The 18,526-nt window shown below is 60.1% G+C and carries 16 protein-coding genes, 1 pseudogene and 3 riboswitches; of the genes and pseudogenes, 10 read left to right on the plus strand and 7 right to left on the minus strand.

All coding sequences use genetic code 11. The features are described from left to right. Nucleotides 1–41: 41 nt before the first annotated feature. Nucleotides 42–1,064 (minus strand): aliphatic sulfonate ABC transporter substrate-binding protein, encoded by a 1,023-nt coding sequence (locus ACIP6G_RS15210; RefSeq protein ID WP_400291113.1) that lies wholly within the window; start codon nt 1,062–1,064, stop codon nt 42–44. Between the two features lie 87 nt (nt 1,065–1,151). Then, nucleotides 1,152–1,973 (minus strand): ABC transporter ATP-binding protein, encoded by an 822-nt coding sequence (locus ACIP6G_RS15215; protein ID WP_400291114.1) that lies wholly within the window; start codon nt 1,971–1,973, stop codon nt 1,152–1,154. Between the two features lie 5 nt (nt 1,974–1,978). Next, nucleotides 1,979–2,080, minus strand: a riboswitch (SAM riboswitch). 267 nt (nt 2,081–2,347) lie between these two features. Next, a riboswitch (SAM riboswitch) is annotated at nt 2,348–2,439 on the plus strand. A 15-nt stretch (nt 2,440–2,454) separates the two neighbouring features. On the opposite strand from ACIP6G_RS15215, the gene ACIP6G_RS15220 reads away from it, so the two are divergent. Next, on the plus strand, nt 2,455–3,786 hold the full coding sequence (locus ACIP6G_RS15220; RefSeq protein ID WP_400291116.1) for an acyl-CoA dehydrogenase: 1,332 nt from the start codon (nt 2,455–2,457) through the stop codon (nt 3,784–3,786). Between the two features lie 57 nt (nt 3,787–3,843). Beyond that, nucleotides 3,844–5,247 carry an LLM class flavin-dependent oxidoreductase gene (locus ACIP6G_RS15225; RefSeq protein ID WP_400291118.1) on the plus strand — a complete coding sequence of 468 codons (1,404 nt, stop codon included), beginning with the start codon at nt 3,844–3,846 and terminating at the stop codon, nt 5,245–5,247. An 82-nt stretch (nt 5,248–5,329) separates the two neighbouring features. On the opposite strand, the pseudogene ggt reads toward ACIP6G_RS15225, so the two are convergent. Next, a pseudogene (gene ggt / locus ACIP6G_RS15230) lies at nt 5,330–7,153 on the minus strand (gamma-glutamyltransferase). A gap of 215 nt (nt 7,154–7,368) precedes the next feature. Beyond that, nucleotides 7,369–8,232 (minus strand): NAD(P)H-binding protein, encoded by an 864-nt coding sequence (locus ACIP6G_RS15235; RefSeq protein WP_332498689.1) that lies wholly within the window; start codon nt 8,230–8,232, stop codon nt 7,369–7,371. 283 nt (nt 8,233–8,515) lie between these two features. Continuing rightward, nucleotides 8,516–8,605: riboswitch (SAM riboswitch) on the plus strand. An 83-nt stretch (nt 8,606–8,688) separates the two neighbouring features. On the opposite strand from ACIP6G_RS15235, the gene ACIP6G_RS15240 reads away from it, so the two are divergent. The 8 genes from ACIP6G_RS15240 (at nt 8,689) to ACIP6G_RS15275 (ending at nt 15,156) form a co-directional block, all read left to right on the plus strand. Further along, nucleotides 8,689–9,495, plus strand: a complete 807-nt coding sequence (locus tag ACIP6G_RS15240) for a methionine ABC transporter ATP-binding protein (RefSeq protein WP_286134248.1) — start codon at nt 8,689–8,691, stop codon at nt 9,493–9,495. Between the two features lie 16 nt (nt 9,496–9,511). Further along, nucleotides 9,512–10,228 carry a methionine ABC transporter permease gene (locus ACIP6G_RS15245; protein ID WP_105657960.1) on the plus strand — a complete coding sequence of 239 codons (717 nt, stop codon included), beginning with the start codon at nt 9,512–9,514 and terminating at the stop codon, nt 10,226–10,228. A gap of 43 nt (nt 10,229–10,271) precedes the next feature. Beyond that, nucleotides 10,272–11,144 carry a MetQ/NlpA family ABC transporter substrate-binding protein gene (locus ACIP6G_RS15250; protein ID WP_105657961.1) on the plus strand — a complete coding sequence of 291 codons (873 nt, stop codon included), beginning with the start codon at nt 10,272–10,274 and terminating at the stop codon, nt 11,142–11,144. Between the two features lie 94 nt (nt 11,145–11,238). Further along, a complete protein-coding gene (locus tag ACIP6G_RS15255) occupies nt 11,239–12,456 on the plus strand; it encodes an acyl-CoA dehydrogenase family protein (protein WP_400291121.1) in 1,218 nt (405 codons plus the stop codon). Nucleotides 12,457–12,458: 2 nt separating this feature from the next. Next, nucleotides 12,459–13,877 (plus strand): NtaA/DmoA family FMN-dependent monooxygenase, encoded by a 1,419-nt coding sequence (locus ACIP6G_RS15260; RefSeq protein WP_400291123.1) that lies wholly within the window; start codon nt 12,459–12,461, stop codon nt 13,875–13,877. A 104-nt stretch (nt 13,878–13,981) separates the two neighbouring features. Beyond that, nucleotides 13,982–14,398, plus strand: coding sequence for a CoA-binding protein (locus ACIP6G_RS15265; protein WP_332502855.1), 417 nt, complete (start codon nt 13,982–13,984; stop codon nt 14,396–14,398). A gap of 10 nt (nt 14,399–14,408) precedes the next feature. Then, nucleotides 14,409–14,828, plus strand: coding sequence for an MmcQ/YjbR family DNA-binding protein (locus tag ACIP6G_RS15270; protein ID WP_400291125.1), 420 nt, complete (start codon nt 14,409–14,411; stop codon nt 14,826–14,828). Between the two features lie 4 nt (nt 14,829–14,832). Continuing rightward, complete coding sequence (locus ACIP6G_RS15275; protein WP_400291127.1) at nt 14,833–15,156, plus strand: putative quinol monooxygenase; 324 nt, start codon at nt 14,833–14,835, stop codon at nt 15,154–15,156. A gap of 70 nt (nt 15,157–15,226) precedes the next feature. On the opposite strand, the gene ACIP6G_RS15280 is transcribed toward ACIP6G_RS15275, so the two are convergent. The 3 genes from ACIP6G_RS15280 to ACIP6G_RS15290 form a co-directional block, all read right to left on the minus strand. Next, nucleotides 15,227–17,260, minus strand: coding sequence for a 5'-nucleotidase C-terminal domain-containing protein (locus tag ACIP6G_RS15280; RefSeq protein WP_400291129.1), 2,034 nt, complete (start codon nt 17,258–17,260; stop codon nt 15,227–15,229). A 175-nt stretch (nt 17,261–17,435) separates the two neighbouring features. Beyond that, nucleotides 17,436–17,648, minus strand: a complete 213-nt coding sequence (locus ACIP6G_RS15285) for a hypothetical protein (protein ID WP_105657967.1) — start codon at nt 17,646–17,648, stop codon at nt 17,436–17,438. 170 nt (nt 17,649–17,818) lie between these two features. Then, nucleotides 17,819–18,526: an HNH endonuclease family protein gene (locus ACIP6G_RS15290; protein ID WP_400291131.1), complete on the minus strand. Its 708-nt coding sequence runs from the start codon at nt 18,524–18,526 to the stop codon at nt 17,819–17,821.

The following is an 18,526-nucleotide window of genomic DNA, read 5'->3' on the forward strand; positions in this document are numbered from 1 at the left end:
CTTCCGCGGGTTCCAGCCACGTTAGTGGGACTCATGGCTGGTTACTCTCCGGAGATCTTTGTTGCGTCTGCCTTGACGGCAAACTGGTCATCGATGAGGGTTTCCAGAGCTTCATCAACGGATTCCTGCTCCGAGACATCGCCGCTAGCGACCAGCGTGGGAGCAATCTTGCTCAGGACTCCAGTGAATTTGGCGTCGGGAACTGCCGGAACGTCCAGATTGGAGCGTTCCTCAATGACGGTGGCAGCAACTCCTGGTTCGAGCCCTGCTACGTCGGCCAGGATTTCTGCGGTTTCCTCGGGATTGTCAGCTGCCCAGCCACGAGCCTTTTCGTAGGCATCGACAACGAGCTGGGCGAGTTCGGGGCTCCGCTCAATGAAGTCTTCGCGAGCGTTCAGCGCACCGTAGGTGTTGAAATCCAAGTTCCGGTAAACCAGTTGCGCGCCGTCTTTTTCGGCAGCGGCCATGATCGGATCCAAACCGCTCCAGGCATCAACCGAGCCGTTGGCCAGGGCGGTACGTCCATCGGCATGCTGGAGGTTCTGCAGCTTGATGTCAGCTTCACTCAAGCCCGCGGATTCCAGCGCCTGCAGCAGGAAGAAGTATGGGTCGGTGCCCTTTGTAGCGGCCACGGTCTTGCCAGCGAGATCTTCAACGGACTCGATTTTTGAGTCCCTATCCACTACCAGGGCTGCCCATTCCGGCTGCGAATACAGTGCGATGGTCTTGATGGGTGCACCGTTCGAACGGTTCAGGAGCGCAGCGGAACCGGCTGTGGAACCAACATCGATTGCGTCGGCGCGAAGAGCTTCATTGGCCTTGTTGGAACCAGCGGACTGGATCCATTCGACATTTACGCCCTGCTCCTTGGCGGCTGCTTCCAACCATCCCTTTTCCTTGAGCACCAGGCTCAGCGGGTTGTATGTGGCAAAGTCGATGGACAGGGTCTGACCATCCGAGGAGGCTGTAGCGTTTTCGCCAGCACAGCCGGTCAGGGCAATTGCGCCAACGAGCAAGGCGGCGGCGGACAATGCCGTGCGGCGGGTGAGACGGTTCAAAAGCATGGAGAATCCTAGAATTGTGCGTGCAAGCGGTGTAGGTGAAAGGCAGAGAGGCCGCCGAATGGTTCGGGCCCCACGGCGTGCCCGGGACTAATGGTTGGTTGGGTCGACGCCGAGCAGGCGCAATAGGTGCAGACGATCTGCAACGAACTTTTCATCGGTATGCCGGCGTGGATGCCCAGCTGAGATGGACAGATCTTCGATGACGCCCGCTGCACTATGCCCAGCGCCTCGCCCCAGAACAATCACGCGGTCAGCCAAAGTCAACGCCTCGTCCACATCATGGGTCACCATGAGAACGGTGGTGGGGAACGATGCGTGAATCGAGAGCAGCAGATCCTGCATCTTCAAGCGTGTCAGCGCATCGAGGGCTCCGAAGGGTTCATCAAGAAGCAATACACCCGGGCGCCGAGCCAGCGCGCGAGCCAGCGAAACCCGCTGCGCCATGCCTCCGGAGATCTCTCGTGGGCGCAAGCTGGCTGCATGGCTCAGACCGGTCAGCTCGATCAACTCATCGATCAGCGAGTTGCCGGCGCGCTTATCGGTTTCCGGTGCCAGGCCTAGTGCAATGTTCTGGCGAACCGAGCGCCATGGCAGCAGCCGGGGCTCCTGGAAGGCAACGGCGCATAACTCGTTGATGCCGGTGACCTCGCGGGTGCCGGTGCGAATGGTGCCGGTGGTGGGGTGGTCCAAGCCCGATACTGAACGCAGCAGCGTGGATTTTCCGCAACCGCTGGCTCCAAGAATGGCCAGGACTTGACCTGCTGGAATTTGCAGGTTGATATCGGCCAGGACGGTGCGGCTTTCCATTTTGGTGGTGAAGGTCCGCGACACGTTGCTGAACTGCACGTCCAGGGCGCTTGAAGCTGAGACAACGGGAGCTGCCTCGGGCGCTGCAAAGGAAAGAGTCATGTTCATCTCCATCGGTCCTGGCGGTAGCACCGGCCTGCAGAGCAAAACTCCAAAGGTGGTTGCTGCGGCGTCAACGAGCCAGATCTCTCGGCCGCTCGGGATGGTTACGTGTCCATTACAACGAGTCGAACGATTTGAACGCAAATCTCGCGTAATATGAAAAAATCTTCGACAACTACGTCACATTGCCCAGAAATTTCGTTATTTATTTTATTGCAGGCCGGTTTGCTTGACATTAAGCAAAACTTTGCAACTCATCTTCGGCAGGACACGGATTAGGCTGTGAAATTTGAAGATGGGCACTGCCGGCACTGGGACGAAATGTGACTTCGCGGGTTGGAATCACCGGTTTATTACCGTTACAAATGAATTACGACCCATCCAGAGCGGCTGAGAGATCTGGCTCCACGACGCCGCAGCAACCACCCCAATAGCGGGACGGTGCTACCGCCAGGACCGATGGAAAGAATTGAGAACCCTGATGCCTATTGGTGAATCGCACAATGCCCTCGGACTGGACTTCAACCAGCTCAGTGACCCTTCGCAGGCCACCGCAATGGGCCTGGACAAGTTTGAAGAACAGTTGCCGACTAGGCAATTGCTGAAAATCACCCCCGGACCAAGTGCGGATGAGCAATACGACCGGCTGGCCGAAATCTTCCGTCCCGTTTTTGCGCAGATCGCCGCAACCGCCAAGGACCGCGACTTGAACCGCGTGCTTCCTTTCGAGCAGGTAGGCCTGCTGAATCGCGAGCGGTTCGGTGCGTTGCGCCTTTCCGTTGCCGATGGGGGCTACGGCGCACGGCTGGTGGATGTCTTCCGCTTGCTCATCGAGCTGTCCGAGGCGGACTCCCACGTAGGCCAGCTGTGGCGTGCACATGTCGCATTCGTCGAGAACGTCTTGGCGCTGGAGGACGAAGAGCTGCGCAAGAAGTGGGTCGCTCGCATCGCTGCCGGGCAGATTATCGGCAACGCCTACACCGAACGCGGTGGCAACGCCCTGGGCACCTTGAACACCAAGGCCAGCACCGTGGACGGGCGCTGGGTGATCGACGGTGAAAAGTACTACTGCACCGGCACCATTTTTGCCGACTGGACCACCGTTGCCGTGGCCCACCCGGAGCTCGCCGGCCGCCAGATCGCCGTGGTCTCCACCCAGCGCAGCGGCGTCAAGATCCTCGACGACTGGGATGGATTCGGCCAGGGGCTCACCGGAACCGGCACCACCGAATTCCACCAGGTCCCGGTGGATTGCTTCATGCCGCAGCAGACCAATGACTCCGAAGCGGCGATCTTCCAGCTGGTGCTCATGGCCGTGCAGGCCGGCATCGCCCGCGCCGCGCTGAACGACCTGCGTAGCGCGGTGCAGGCGCGCACCCGCATCTTCACCACCGGAACCGGGGTGCCGGTATACCAGGAACCCCAGGTCCTCCAGCTGGTGGGCGAAGTTTCCGCGGAGTCCTTCGCTGCCGACTCCGTGGTGATCGGCGCGGTACTCGAAGTTGAAGCCGCCTTGGGCGACCCGGGACTGAACGACGAAGAACGCTACGCAGTATGCGAGCTGGCCGCCAACCGCGCGCAAACCGTGGTGCAGCCACTGGCCATCGGCGTGACCAGCAAGCTCTTCGACGGACTGGGAGCCTCGTCCACCAGAAGCGGCTGCAACCTGGACCGGCACTGGCGCAATGCGCGCACCATCGCCACGCATAACCCGGCGATCTACAAGGCGCGCATCGTCGGGGACTACGAGATCAACGGTGTCCAGCCGCAGCGGCTGTCCGTCACCGGCGAAGATTCAACCCAGCGGGCTTGAGGGCCTGCGACGCAAACCAGCAACTTTCCACGATTACCGACCTATGGGGGCAAAGCCATGAGCGAGAACAAGCGCGAGATCTTATTCAACGCATTCGACATGAACTGCGTGGTGCACCAGTCGCCGGGCCTGTGGCGCCATCCGCAGGACAAGGCCTCGACCTACAACACCCTGGGCTACTGGACCCACCTGGCCAAGGTGCTGGAAAAGGGGAAGTTCGACGGGCTGTTCCTCGCCGACGTGCTGGGCACCTACGACGTGTACAAGGGCACCAACGTGACCCCGCTGGGCTCCGGCGCGCAGGCACCGGTCAACGACCCGATGATGCTGGTTTCCGCCATGGCCGCTGTGACCCAGAACCTCGGCTTCGGCGTCACCGCAGGTACCGCCTATGAGCACCCGTACGCTTTCGCCCGCCGCTTGGCCACCTTGGACCACCTGACCAACGGCCGCGTGGGCTGGAACGTCGTCACCGGCTACCTGCCATCGGCGGCCCGCAATATGGGCCAGGAAGACCAGATGGAGCACGACGAGCGCTACAACCACGCCGATGAGTACCTCGAGGTGGTCTACAAGCTGCTCGAAGGCTCGTGGGAAGACGACGCGGTGCAGAACAACAAGGCCACCGGCGTCTACACCGACCCGGCCAAGGTGCACCCGATCGAGCACGAGGGCAAGTACTTCAAGGTCCCGGGCATCGCCATCACCGAGCCGTCCACCCAGCGCACCCCGGTGATCTACCAGGCCGGCGCCTCCAAGCGCGGCACCGAGTTCGCCGCGTCGAACGCCGAAGCGATCTTCGTCAATTGCCCCACCCGCGACCTGCTGAAGGAAGCGGTCAGCAAGATCCGTGACGCTGCCGAGGCCGCCGGGCGTGGCCGCTACGACATCAAGGTCTTCGCCATGCAGACCATCATTACCGCCGAAACCACCGAACTGGCCCAGGCGAAGTTCCAGGACTACAGCTCCTACGTGGATATCGAGGGGTCGCTGGCACTGCTGTCCGGCTGGACCGGCATCGACATGTCCGTCTACGGTCCCGACGATGTCATCGGCGACGACGTGAAGTCCAACGCCATCCAGTCCTCGGTGGAAACCTTCAAGAAGGCCAGCGGCGATACCGGCAAGCCGTGGACCATCCGCCAGCTGGCCGAATGGATCGGCGTGGGCGGATTCGGCCCGGTCTCCGTTGGTTCCGGCGCCGAGGTAGCCGAGAAGCTCATCGACTGGGTGGACTACACTGACGTGGACGGCTTCAACCTCGCCTATGCTGTCACTCCGGGCACCTTCGAGGACATCGTCGAGTACGTGGTTCCCGAGCTGCAGGCGCGCGGGGTCTACAAGACCGAATACACCGAGGGCTCGCTGCGCCACAAGATGTTCGGCGCCGGCGACCGCGTGAAGGACACCCACCGCGCAGCCCGGTACAAGATCTCCAACCGGATGGCCGCGCAGGCCTAGGCGCATCGCCTGCTAGCGCAGCAGACAGCGGCCCCCGGCACCTTCGAATGAAGTTGCCGGGGGCCGCCGTCTGCCTGCGGGCCTATTCGGTTGGCTGCAGCACCATGGCTGAACCGCCGCCGCGCCTCGTGGGCTCGGCCGCGGCGGTGAGTGTGCCGTCGGCAGCGATTTCCACCGCTTCAACCGCCCCGATTTCCGCCTGCGGAGTGAAGGAATCCCCAGCTGGCGCGAGCTTGTGCCCGAAGGCTTCGAGCGCCGAACCATGGGCTTGGATGAACTCCGGTTCCGCGGTGACCACTGCCGTATTGCGCTGGGAAGCACGTGGAGCGGCGATGGCTTCGCTGATATCCATGCCCAGATCAATGCGGTTCACCAGGGTCTGCAGCACCGTGGTGATGATGGTTGAACCACCGGGGGAGCCGATGGCCAGCACCGGCTCGCCGTCCTGCAGGACAATGGTCGGAGCCATCGAGGAACGCGGGCGCTTGCCAGGTTCAATGCGGTTCGGATCCTGCGGGTCGTACACCGTGGAGAAATCGGTCAGCTCGTTGTTCAGCAGGAAACCGCGATCGGGGACCACCATACCCGAGCCGCCGGTCTGCTCGATGGTCAACGTGTAGGAAACGGCATTGCCCCAACGGTCCACGACCGACAGATGGGTGGTGGAGATGTTCTCCGTATCCTGCTCCACTACCGGTTCGCTGGTAGCCGCAGGGCATTGGCCATCATAGTTTTCAAGGTCGCCCGGAGCGACCGGCTTCGTTGCGGCCTGATCCGGATCAATGGCGCAGGCACGATCCGCGCCGAATAACTTGTCCGTCAAGGTCCGGGTCGGGACGCTGGTGAACGCGGGGTCGCCGACGTACTTGCCGCGATCAGCGTAGGCGAGCGCAGTTGCCTCGAAATAATGATGCTAGGCATCGGGTTCTTCCATGGCTGGCAAATCGAATTCGCCCAGAATGTTCAGCGATTCGCCGATGGTCGTTCCGCCACTGGAAGAAGGAGCCATGCCGAAGACGTCGTAGCCCCGGTAGTTCACCTTTGTCGGTGCCTGCTCCACCACTTCGTAGCCGGCCAGGTCGGCGGTGCCCAGCTGCCCTGCGGGAACCGGGAGGGTGGTGTCTTTGCTCTTTGGCGGCGCCTGTACCGTTTGGGCGATGTCGGCAGCCAGTTCGCCCTCATAGAATCCATCAATGCCTTGCTTGGCCAGCATCCGGTAGGTGTGTGCGAGATCCGGATTCTTGAAAATGCTCCCGACTTCCGGAGCATCTCCGCCGGGCAGGAACAATTCGCTCGTGGAGGTGAACGCGGCGAACCGTTCCTTGTTGTCCAGGGTCTGCTCGCGGAACGTCTCGTCGATGACAAAGCCGCGTGAAGCGATCTGGGTCGCCGGCCGCAGAACCTGTTTCAGGTTCTGCGAACCCCAATTATCCAGTGCGCGCTGCCAGGTGGCCACTGTCCCGGGCACGCCTACGGCCACACCACTGGTGACCAGGTCCGGGGTGAAGTTATACGGCTCGCCGGTTCCAGGATCGATGAAGGCATCATGCCCAATGCCTGCCGGGGCGGTTTCGCGGCCGTCGATGGTGCTGACCTTGCCCGACTTCGCATCGTAGTGCATGAAGTATCCGCCGCCGCCAATGCCTGCGCTATAGGGTTCGGTGACGCCCAGTGCCGCCGCGGTTGCCACAGCCGCATCGACGGCGTTGCCTCCCTTGCGCAGGATTTCGATGCCGGCAGCCGTGGCTTCCGGATCAACCGACGAGACTGCGCCTCCAGTGCCGATGGCGGTCGGGTCCTTCTGGGTGTGCCGTGGTTCGGCGCTCGCCGGAAGCGCTGAGAAAGCTCCCAGGCCCAAGGCGATGGCTGCCGCGCAGGCAACTGATCTTAAACGTACTCGTGGCATGCTTTGATCTCCTCTGCAGGTGGGGATGAAGTATGCGCAAATTTACGGGAGCGGGAACTCGCCACGCGGTTGTGACACGCAGCACCATGGGTTTGCGCGGCAATTTCGGCATTGCCGCGCGAATATTCCGGGTTGTGACGCGTTAAAGCGGCGGGCAGGCACCGCGGCCTCGATCGCCGCCAGTGCCTGCCCGCTGGAACCCTAGTACACCTGGGCTACTTGTCCAGGTTGTCCTTGATGACTTTGCCCAAGGAAGCCGGGGCGCGGCCGATCAGCTGAGCCAGCTCCCCGGAGTCCACCTCCAGCGCTCCTTCTCGAATGCGCATGTCGGTATCGACGAGGATGTGCGCGAACGGTCCGGGGACGCCGGCATCAGCGTAGATCTTTTCCAGTTGCCCGGGATCCATTTCCTGGTAGGCGATGTCCTGGCCGGCGGCAGCGCCAACCGCGCCAGCAAGCTGGGCGAGGGTGAATGGCTTGTCGCTGCCCAGCTCGTAGATCCTGCCGTTCTGGTCTTCCTCGGAAAGCAGCACGGCCGCAGCGGCATCCGCATAGTCTGCACGGGCGGCAGCGCTGATCTTGCCGTCGCCGGCGGCACCGAGCACCGTGCCGCTGTTGAGGTAGCCCATCAACTGGTCGGTGTAGTTCTCGATGTACCATCCATTGCGCAACAGCACGTAGTCGATGCCGGATCCGGCCAGCAGCCGTTCGGTGGCGATGTGCTCCTCGGCGAGCTTCATGCCGCCGGACAGGGCGTTGGCAATGGAGGTGTAGGCGATCAGCGAGACATCCACGTGCTTGGCGGCATTGATGACGTTCTCATGCTGGGCAACGCGCTGGCCCACCTCGCTGGCCGAAATCAGCAGCAGCTTGTCTATGCCTTCGAGTGCGGACACGAGAGTTGGCTGGGCGTTGTAATCGGCAACACGGGTTTCCAGGCCTTTGCCTGCCAGCGGTTCCAGCTTCTGCTCGGAGCGGCCAATGGCGACCAGATCAGCGGCATTCGCCCCGCGCGCCAGCAGCGCGTCGATGACTAGATTTCCAAGCTGTCCGGTGGCACCGGTAATTGCGATCTTCATGGGGTCCTCTCGTTGGTCTGCATCTGCTACAACCACCGTAGGCATCGCTGAATTCCCCACCCAAGATTGCTGGCACAAGCCAGCGAGAGATGGGCAGAAACTGCAAGGCTTTCGTCACAAAGAGGGGAAGTAGCGAAATGTGTCAGATTGCTACGTGGATTATTGCGTGATTTCAGCGTGGATCCGTCCGGACTATGACTTGATGACGCCGATTGAAGTAACGTTTGCCGGCCTGCGGGCGTGGACTCCAGACTTGAATTGTTCGGCTCGTACAACCGAACGCACACCATCCAGAGCGACTGAGAGATCTGGCTCAACGACGTCGCAGCAACCACCCGAGAGGGAGCGGTGCTACAGCCAGAACCGATGGAGTACTTTCACTTCGCGACGGAAAATCTGTGGAACGCAGATGATTTTCGCGAAGTGCGCTCCGCATAACCAAGCACCAAGGGAGCGATGATGATTCGTCTTGAAAACGTAACGACCGCCTTCGGCAAGGGCCAAGATCAATTCACGGCCGTCAAGGATGTCTCGCTGGAAATCCAGGCCGGAACCATCCATGGAATTATCGGATTTTCCGGTGCGGGAAAGTCAACGCTATTGCGCAATATCAATTTGCTGCAGCGTCCCACGTCGGGCCAGGTCATCGTGGATGGCGTCGAACTGACCGGGCTCAGTGAAGGAGACCTGCGAAAGCAGCGTCATGAGATCGGGATGATCTTCCAACACTTCAACCTGCTGAACAATCGCACCGCGCAACAGAACGTCGAGCTGAATCTGAAGTTCGCTGGTGTTCCGAAAAAGCAACGCCGTGAACGTGCGCTGGAAGCCCTGTCCATAGTGGACCTCGCTGACAAGGCTGCCGCCTATCCAGGACAGCTTTCGGGCGGCCAGAAACAGCGCATCGCCATTGCCCGCGCGCTGGTCACCGAGCCCAAGGTCCTGCTGTGCGATGAGCCAACCAGTGCCGTGGATCCTAGAACGACAACGTCGGTGCTGCAATACCTCAGTGACATCAACGCCAGCCTTGGCATCACCACAGTCATCGTCACCCACGAGATGAACGTTATTAAGGCCATTGCCGACAAGGTTTCGGTCATGGAAGACGGAGCGGTAGTTGAAGAGTTCGCCCTGAGTTCGTTGCGAGAACCAGGCTTTGAACCAGTGACGCCAATCGGCCGCTACCTGATCAGTGACGAACTCACGCTTAACCGCCAGCCAAAGCAGGACCAAGCCGTCGCTGCCACCGTAGCCCGCGTATAGAGAACCTGGATTACCAATGAATTTCACGTCAGTAGTGCTAGCCACGAGCAACGGCAACGCAGCAGCTTTCAGTTTTGACCGCATCATCGAACTTGCCCCGGAAATCTGGGTCGCCATGGCGCAGACCTTTGCGATGCTGCTGGTTTCCATCCCGATCGCGATTCTCCTGGGAACCCCGCTGGGCATTTGGCTTTACTCGATGTCTCCCAACGGTTTGCGCCCACGTCCGCGACTGCACCGAATCGTTGACGGGCTGGTCAATACAATCCGTTCCTTCCCATTCCTCATCCTGCTGATCGCCATCATCCCGTTCACCCGATTCGTTGTGGGAACTACCATTGGCACCGCGGCGGTTATCGTTCCGCTGACCATCAACGCGATCCCCTATTTCGCCCGGTTCGTGGAGCAGAACATCAGCCAGCTTGGCAATGGCGTTGTCGAAGCAGCGCAGGCCATGGGCGCCACCCGGGGACAGATCATCCGTGAAGTGCTGCTGATTGAAGCCAAGCCTGCACTGCTGTCTTCCATCACCATCATGACCGTCAGCTTCATCTCGTATTCGGCCATGGCCGGACTGGTCGGCGGAGGCGGTATCGGCGACTTCGCAATCCGCTACGGCTACTACCGCTATGAAACCGGAGTCATGCTGCTAGCCATCGTGTTGATGATCCTGCTGGTGCATGCAGTTCAGTTCGTCGGAACTCGGCTATCGCGCGCCGCTGACAAGCGCTAAACACAAAACCCGCTCAACTCGCATTTCAGTAAAGGACAACACCATGGCATTCTCTCGCCGCACCTTCCTAACTTTCACCGCCGGCTCCGCCGCACTCCTCGCGCTGGCTTCTTGCGGCCTGGCAGGTGGACAGGCCGCCGGCACCGGTGACAAGACCATCAAGGTTATTGTCACCGAATCGGCCCCATCGCAGGAACCAACCAAAATCGCACAGAAGCTGCTGGCCGAAAAGGGCTGGACTCTGGAGGCTACCTACGTCACCGACATCGTGCAGCCGAACCACGTGGTGTCCAATGGCGAATACGATGCCAACTTCTTCCAGCACGGCGCTTACCTGGAACAGTTCAAGAAGGATCAGAACGTCGACGTGGAGCCGGCCTTCTACATGTACAGCTCGCCTGCCGGCGTGTACTCGAAGAAATACGACGACATCAAGGACCTGCCCAACGGTGCGACCATCGCACTGCCTGTGGATACCGCCAACAACGGACGCGCTCTGGCCCTGTTGGATAAGGCCGGTGTCCTGAAGGTAGCTGAGGGCAAGAGCGTGATTCACTTGTCGCAGAACGACATCCTGGAGAACCCCAAGGGCTTCAAGTTCGTTGAGGTAGATCAGCAGTCGCTCTCAAAGACCCTGCCTGACGTGGATGCCGGGTTCCTTTTCGCCCGGCTCGGCGCCGAGATCGGACTGAACCCGAAGGACGCACTGCTCTTCGAAGAGGAAGAAGAAGCGCTCCCGTACATCAACATCATCGGCGCAAAGCCAGGGTTTACGGACACCGAAAAGGGCAAGGCGCTGGAAGAGGCCTACCACTCCGATGAGGTGCGCGAATGGTACGCGAGCTACCTCGACGGTGCATTGGGCACTCCTTGGGACCGCGATCTCGAAGCGGACTTCGCCACCTGGAATAAGTAGGCCCTTGGCCCCACGACGCTGAACTTCGGCGTTGTGGGGCACCACATTTTCCGACTCCTTTACTCAAAGTATCGACGTTCTGCAGGGAGAACCCATGACGATGATCGCCGCGCCCGCAATCGAAAGCCGCTACCAGGAACTTCTGGAGCGATTCCAAGCGGTCTTTGCCAGAATTGCTGAAGGAAGCTGTGAACGCGAGCAGCAGCGCATCCTGCCTTTCGAGCAGGTGCAGTGGCTCAAGGATGCCGGTTTCACCACGCTGCGTGTGCCAGAAAGCCATGGCGGTTCGCCTATCAACCACGAGCATCTGTTCCGCTTGCTGATTGAGCTGGCCGCGGCGGACTCGAATGTGGCGCACCTGCTGCGCAGCCACTTCTCCTTCGTAGAAACCATCTCCCTGCAGCCGGCAGAGTTCCAGGACCGCTGGTTCCCGCGGGTGCTTGCCGGGGAAATCTTCGGCAACGCTGCGACCGAGCGTGGCGGCAATGCCCTTGGCACCACCAATACCAAGCTGGTCCAGACCGGGCAAGGCTGGGTGCTGCGCGGCGAGAAGTACTACACCACTGGCTCGATCTTCGCCGATTGGGTAGTGGTCATGGCGACCACCGACGGGATTGAGGGGCGCCAATACGCCATCGTCGATCGCCATGCCGAGGGCGTGGAGATCTTTGACGACTGGGATGGCTTCGGCCAGCCGCTGACCGGTACCGGCACCGCGATATTCACTGACGTTGCGGTGGAAGAAGCCAATATCATTCAACGCAAGATAGCTTCCACCCTCGAACCTGCCTTCTTCCAGTTGTGCCTGCTCGCCGTACTGGCAGGTATCGGCAAGGGGGCCCGCAATGCCGCAGCAGGCATCGTTGCCAACCGCACGCGAACCTTCAGCACCGGCTCCGGCGCGCTGTTCAAGGATGACGTGCAGATCCAGGAACTTGTCGGCCGTTTGGCGGCCAATGTCTTCGCTGCAGAGAGCATCGTGGTCACCGCAGCCCGGGAACTGGATTCGGCGCTCGACGAGGATCTGGGCTTGGACCCGCAAGCGGCCTACCTGCGCGCAGAGCTTGCCGTCCAGCAAGCTCACGTGGCCACGCCGAAGCTGGTCCTGGACGCCACCAGCGAGCTCTTCGACGTCACCGGGGCCTCGGCGATTTCGACCACCAAGTCGCTGGACCGCTTCTGGCGCAATGCCCGCACGGTGGCCACCCACAATCCGGTGGCCTTCAAGGCACGCTCGGTGGGGGACTACTTCATCAACGGCACCGTTCCTACTGGATTGAACTCGATCGGCGAAGCAAAGGCAGGAAAATAATCATGGGTACTTTCAACGAACGCCCGCGCTTGCTGCTTTCGGCCTTCTTGATGAACACCTCCAGCCATATCCTTGGCGGAATGTGGCGCCACCCCGAAGCGCAGCAGCATCGGTTCCATGAACTGGGCCTATGGGTTGACCTGGCCAAGAAGCTGGAGGATGCAAAGTTCGATTCGCTGTTCTTCGCTGACGTGGTTGGCCTTTACGGCGAGCATGAGGGTGGTTGGGCATCGCACGTACGAAAGGGACTGCAGGTCCCCAGCCATGATCCGCTGGTCCTGCTTTCGGCATTGGCCGCCAACACCAAGGACATCGGCCTGGCGATGACCAGCTCGGTCATCCAATCCCATCCATTCCAGTTTGCCCGGCAGATCTCCACCCTGGATCATCTCTCGCAGGGGCGTGTGGCCTGGAATATCGTCACCAGCGTACTGGAAAATGCGCACCGCAATTTCGGCGGGAAAGAACTGGTCGGGCATGATGACCGCTACGGTTGGGCCGAAGAATACGTGGACGCCGCCTACAAGCTGTGGGAGGGCTCCTGGGAAGAGGATGCCTTGCTGGCCGACAAGATTTCCGGAATCTACGCAGATCCGGCCAAGGTCAACAAAATCAACCACCGCGGCGACTACTACTCCATTGACGGTCCGCACCTGGCACTGCCAAGTGCCCAGCGCACCCCGTTCCTGTTCCAGGCTGGTTCGTCGGCACGCGGTTCGCAGTTCGCGGCCACTCACGCCGAGGCGACCTTCCTCTTTGCCCCGCACGCACAGTACGTGGCGAAGAAAAATGCCCAGCTGATCGAGCACCTGGCTGCTGCCGGACGCGGCCGCGATGACATCAAGGTCTTTGCCGGCTTGTCCTTCCTCATCGGTTCCACCGAAGCTGAAGCCAAGGCATTGGAAGCCGAATACGAAGAGTACCTGGACTTGGATGCCATCATCGCGCACATCGGCGGCGGTATCGGAGTGGATCTGGGCGGACTGGATCTGGATACCCCGATCGGCCAGATCCAGACCGAGGGTGCGCAGGGAGTACTTGAAGCAGCCCGGGCTTCGGTGCCCGGCGGCAATCCGACCCTGCGCGACTTGGCCTACTACCGCGCCAAGGCACAGCAGATTTCGGGGACCCCGGAACAAATTGTCGATGAGCTCGAACGCTGGCAGGATGCTGGTATCGATGGCCTGAACGTGATGAATCATGTTCTTCCCGGCTCCTACGACAACTTCATTGAAGGAGTGCTGCCCGAACTGCGCCGCCGTGGCCTGGCCCAAAGTGGATATGCAGAGGGCAGCCTGCGCCAGAAGGTCTTTGGCCGTGGCGATTACCTGCCCGCCCATCATCCGGCGGCTAAGCACCGCGGGGCGTTCTCGCAGAACAGCGCGGCAGCCACTGGGAAAGCGGTTCAGCTGCAGCAGTGAATTCCGAACGCTTGGAAGGCCAGCGGTGTGAGCGGTTCCTGCCAATTGGACGTACTTCAGTACCTGGACGCCAAAAGTGCCAGCAACGCGGTATGGTGTCGTGCATGGACACGCAGCACGTAAATAATTCGGCAACAATCCGCAGGCTGTTGAGCACGCCTGGACGCTGGGCGGTTGTCGGGCTGACCAACAACCCAGCTCGCGTAGCTCCGTCCATCGCCCGTTTCCTGCGTGATGAACTGTCGATGCAGATTATTCCCGTGTCGTTAGGCGCGGAAACTGTAATGGGCGAACCGGGCTTCGCGAAGCTTGCTGACATTCCAGGCCCCATTGACGTGGTGGATTGCTTCGTGAACTCTTCCAAGGTGGGAGACATCGTTGACCAAGCCATTGCCGTAGGAGCGAAGGCGGTGTGGTTGCAGCTGGGCGTCATTGACGAAGCTGCCGCCCGACGGGCCAAGGATGCGGGACTGGACGTAGTGATGGATACCTGCCCCAAGATCGAGTACCCATTTCGCTAGTGAGACATTGATGGCAACAACAGCTGGGCAAGAAGAATTGGAAAATGCGTGGGCGCAGCTGTGCCTGCGCATGCCGTGCGCTTACGCCGATTACCCCTTCGGCCCTGACAGCACCGTATTCAAAGTGGCGGGCAGTGATCCGGGCAAAGGCAAAATATTTGGGCTGCTCATGCACCTGCAAGGCGAATTAGTGCTGAACCTGAAATGCGAACCGGCTCTGGCAGACCAGCAGCGCAGCGAGCATCCGCAGATCACCGCGGGCTATCACATGAATAAGAAGCACTGGAATTCGGTTCGTGCAGGACTCGACCCGCAACTGATGGGCGAGCTCATCGAGGATTCATACGATTTAGTGGTCGACAGCATGCCCCAAAGGGATAAAGAATACATTCGTTTGCAAGGCGCAATTAACAAGGGAACCCTAGACTAGAGACATGTACTTCATCGTTGTTAAATACCAAGTAAAGCCAGAGTCCACCCCGAACTTCATGGGCCATGTCGCTGAATTCACCGCGGCAACCCGCGCCGAAGAGGGCAACATCTTCTTCGATTGGTCCGTGAGCGTCGAAGACCTCAACGAATTCGTCCTGGTTGAGGCCTTCCGCGATGACGAAGCCGCGGCAAACCACGTGAACTCCGCCCACTTCGCAGCCGGTCTTGAGTCCATGCGACCACACCTGGTCTCCACCCCGAAGATCGTTTCCCGCAAGGTAGACGGCGAAGGCTGGGATTCCATGGGCGAACTGGTCATCGACTAAGTTATTGGGATAAAGGCAAAGGGAAGAACCTCTTGGTTCTTCCCTTTGCCTTTATCTTTGCCCTTGGGCTCTAGCGTCCGGCCTTGTTGCCGAAGCGGCGTATCAGTACCAAGGCGATGCCTGCCAGGACAACGACACCGGCGACGATGCCGATCCAGCTGGTGCCGAATCCGGTATCAGCTAGGTCTTCGGAGTCCCGGTTCTGGGAATCATCCTTCTGCTCATCCTTAGGCTCGCCAGACGAGTCAGGGGACCGGGTCGCGTCCCCAGTTGGCTCTGGCGAACTGGTAGGTTCTTCGGTCGCGTCGTCGGTTGCATCCTCAGATGGTTCCGGCGAATCAGTTGGATCCCCGGTTGGCTCATCCGAAGGATCCGGCGACTGCGTTGGCGCAACAGGCTCTTGCAGGACCGCGCGGCCCAGCGGAGCCGGCTCAACAACGTCATGTGCCTTGAAGTAGTTCACGGTGGCGTCCAAATCGATCTGGCCGGAGTCAGCATGATCGGTGCCGGCGGCAAACGCGGCGAAGTTATCGCCACCGGTAGCCAGGAATGCATTGGCTGCGACACGGAAGGTTGCTTCCTCGTCCAGTGGCTCGCCCTTGAAGGTGATGTCCTTGATGTGCTCGCCCTGGGCAGCGTCCTCGACGTAGGTGTAGGCGAGACCCTCGGAAATACCCAGATGCAGCTTGTTGCGTTCCGATCCTGCAGGCTGCCACTGCTGCTCCAAGGCCTCGCGGATCTGCGCCCCGGTGAGGTTGAAGGTGATCAGGGTGTTGGCGAATGGCTGGACCTCGGCTGCGGCCTTGTAGGACACTGTGCCATCTTGGCCGTAGAGCAGGTCGGCACGCAGGCCGCCTGGGTTCATGAATGCGATCTCGGCTGGTTCGCTGGCGAAATCCTCATTAGAGGTAGCCCATAGGTGGATGTCGGCTACGGTGTTGCCCAGAGTGGATTCAACGCCTCGGTCCTGGCCGGGTTCTTCTCCACCACGAAGGATGTCTTCAGAGATGGCGCCGATCTTCACGCTGCCGACCACTTCAGCTTCCGTTTCAGCGGCGCTAACGATTTCTGCGACCTCGGCATTGGCATCAAAGTTGCCCACCCATTCGCCGTCAGCGCCCTCGGTTGCCAAGGCGATGCGCTCGGTAGCGGCCTCGGTGACTTCGCCAGTCTCAGGATCTACCTGCAAGGAAATCTTGCCCAAAGTGGTGCCGTACTGGTGGGACTGGATCACCGGGCGGCCCGCGATTTCGCAGTCGTAGGACTGGTGGGTGTGGCCCGAGAAGATCGCGTCGATCTCGTTGCTGGCCTCGCGAACGAGCTCGCCATAGGCGCTGTCTTCTTCGGCAATATCTGCGCACTGATCGCCAGCGGAACCGTTGTGGGTCAGCAGCACCACTACATCTGCCTCGCCGTTCGCTTCATCGCCATCGGAGAGCTGCTCAGCTACACGGTTCGCTGCTTCCAGTTCGCTGCCGAAATCCAGGTCGGCGATGCCAGCTGGGGAAACCAGTGAAGGCATGTCTTCGGTAACGGTGCCAATGAAGCCCACGGAAATACCGGAGATCTCGCGGATCGCGTATTCCTGGAGGGCAGGAGCCGTGGTGCCCTTTTCATAGACATTGGCGCCCAGTGCGAAGTCTGCGCCGTCGACACCGCTGGAATCGGCGTAGCTGTCGATGACGCGTCCGGTCAGGTCCGCGAATCCCTTGTCGAACTCGTGGTTGCCTACTGCCGAGACATCCAGGCCGCCAGCACCCAGGGCAGCGATGGTTGGTTCGTCATCCTGCGAGGCGGAAGCGAAGGTTGAGGCGCCGATGTTATCGCCGGCGGAGACGAATAGGGTGTTTTCGTTTTCTGCACGCATTCCATCTACAGCACCGGACAGCACAGCAGCGCCGGCAGAGCTTCTGTCAGCAGAAATGCGGCCATGGAAGTCATTGATGCCAACTAGATCAATGGTGACGGCTTCAGTACCCGCAGCTGGCGACAGGGAAGCACTCTGCGTGGATGTAGCCTGAGCTGTTGCGGCACCGGTGGCGGCCAGCGAAATCGTTGCCAGCGAAGCGAGACCGAGTTTTCTTATCTGCCTGAATGCAGGCATGGGTACTCCTAAAAGTGACGAGTGTGACAAGACATATGTCTATCGCATCTGAATGAACCTGTCGATGCTTTGGCGTTAAATTTAGGTGCAGAAGTACAAGTACTGTCGGTTATTCAACAGAAGCAACCTCCCAGCCATAGGCCAAGAGGTTGCTTCTGATTAGAGGAGTATGCAGTTATTGCTGACGCTTATGCCGCGGGTCACCTGCGGTGACGGTGGAAGTTCCAAGGATCGCACTCAGCAGCAGCATGGCTGCTCCAATGAACATGAGGGTGGAGACGACCCAGCAGGCAGTGGCTGCCTCGCGCTGCGTGGTGGTCAGTGCAAAACTGAAGATGCACACGCTGGAAACCAGTAGGAGGACTCCGGGGATTCGTGTCTTCATCATGCGCCCTTGCAGTAGAGGATCAGGCCAAGCCATCGCAGAACATAATCGCTAACGTGTTGAATAATATCCATTTTGCCACAAGTCCATCGATTTGACGATAAGCCTTAAGGTGGATGTTTCCGTGCGATGTCCTGCGTGCGGCTATGAAGCCCGGCGAAGCTGCCTGCCTGCTAGATGCAGGATTTGAGGATGTTCCCGATCACGGTGTGCTCTGCCTTGGTCATCCAAACGTCGTATTTGGCTTTTACCTGGGTCTGCCGCGAGACGTAAGTGCAACGGAAGCTCTTGTTGGGTGGCAACCATGATGCCGCGTCCTTGTCGCCTTTGGAAGCATTAGTGGGGCCATCGGAAGCCAGCAGGTTCAGCGGGTCATTGGCAAATTCCAAGCGGGTCTCGGCATCCCAGCGCTGCGCGCCCTTTTGCCAGGAATCGGACAGGGCGACAACATGGTCGATTTGCACGGAGGTGCTGGTGCCTTGGCCGCGCTTGAATTCGATGGTCTTGCCCGTGTAGGGATCATCGAACGTTCCGCTCAATACAACGCAGGGTCGCGTGGCCGGTTTATATGTCACGTCCACCAAATCGCGCGAGAGGATGTCGTTGCGCGCATCGCATCCATTGCGGTCCGGATCTTTCCATCCCTTGCCGAATTCCGCTCTGTCGTAGCCGGTTTTTGGTGCGCGGCCTTTGACCCTAACTTCATTGAGCAGTTCAAGGGATTCTGCGTAGATATCACGTTGTTCTGCGGTGCTTGGCGTCGGTGCGGCTTGGGCATCAGGAAGGGGCGGGAACTCAATGGTCTCCAATGAAGAGCACGAGCTCAGAGCCAGGGCGGACAGGAGGGCGAACAAAGATAAGGTGCGACGCAGCGAACGCAT

The organism is Glutamicibacter sp. NPDC088483 (assembly GCF_044753145.1).
Taxonomy (GTDB): Bacteria; Actinomycetota; Actinomycetes; order Actinomycetales; family Micrococcaceae; genus Glutamicibacter.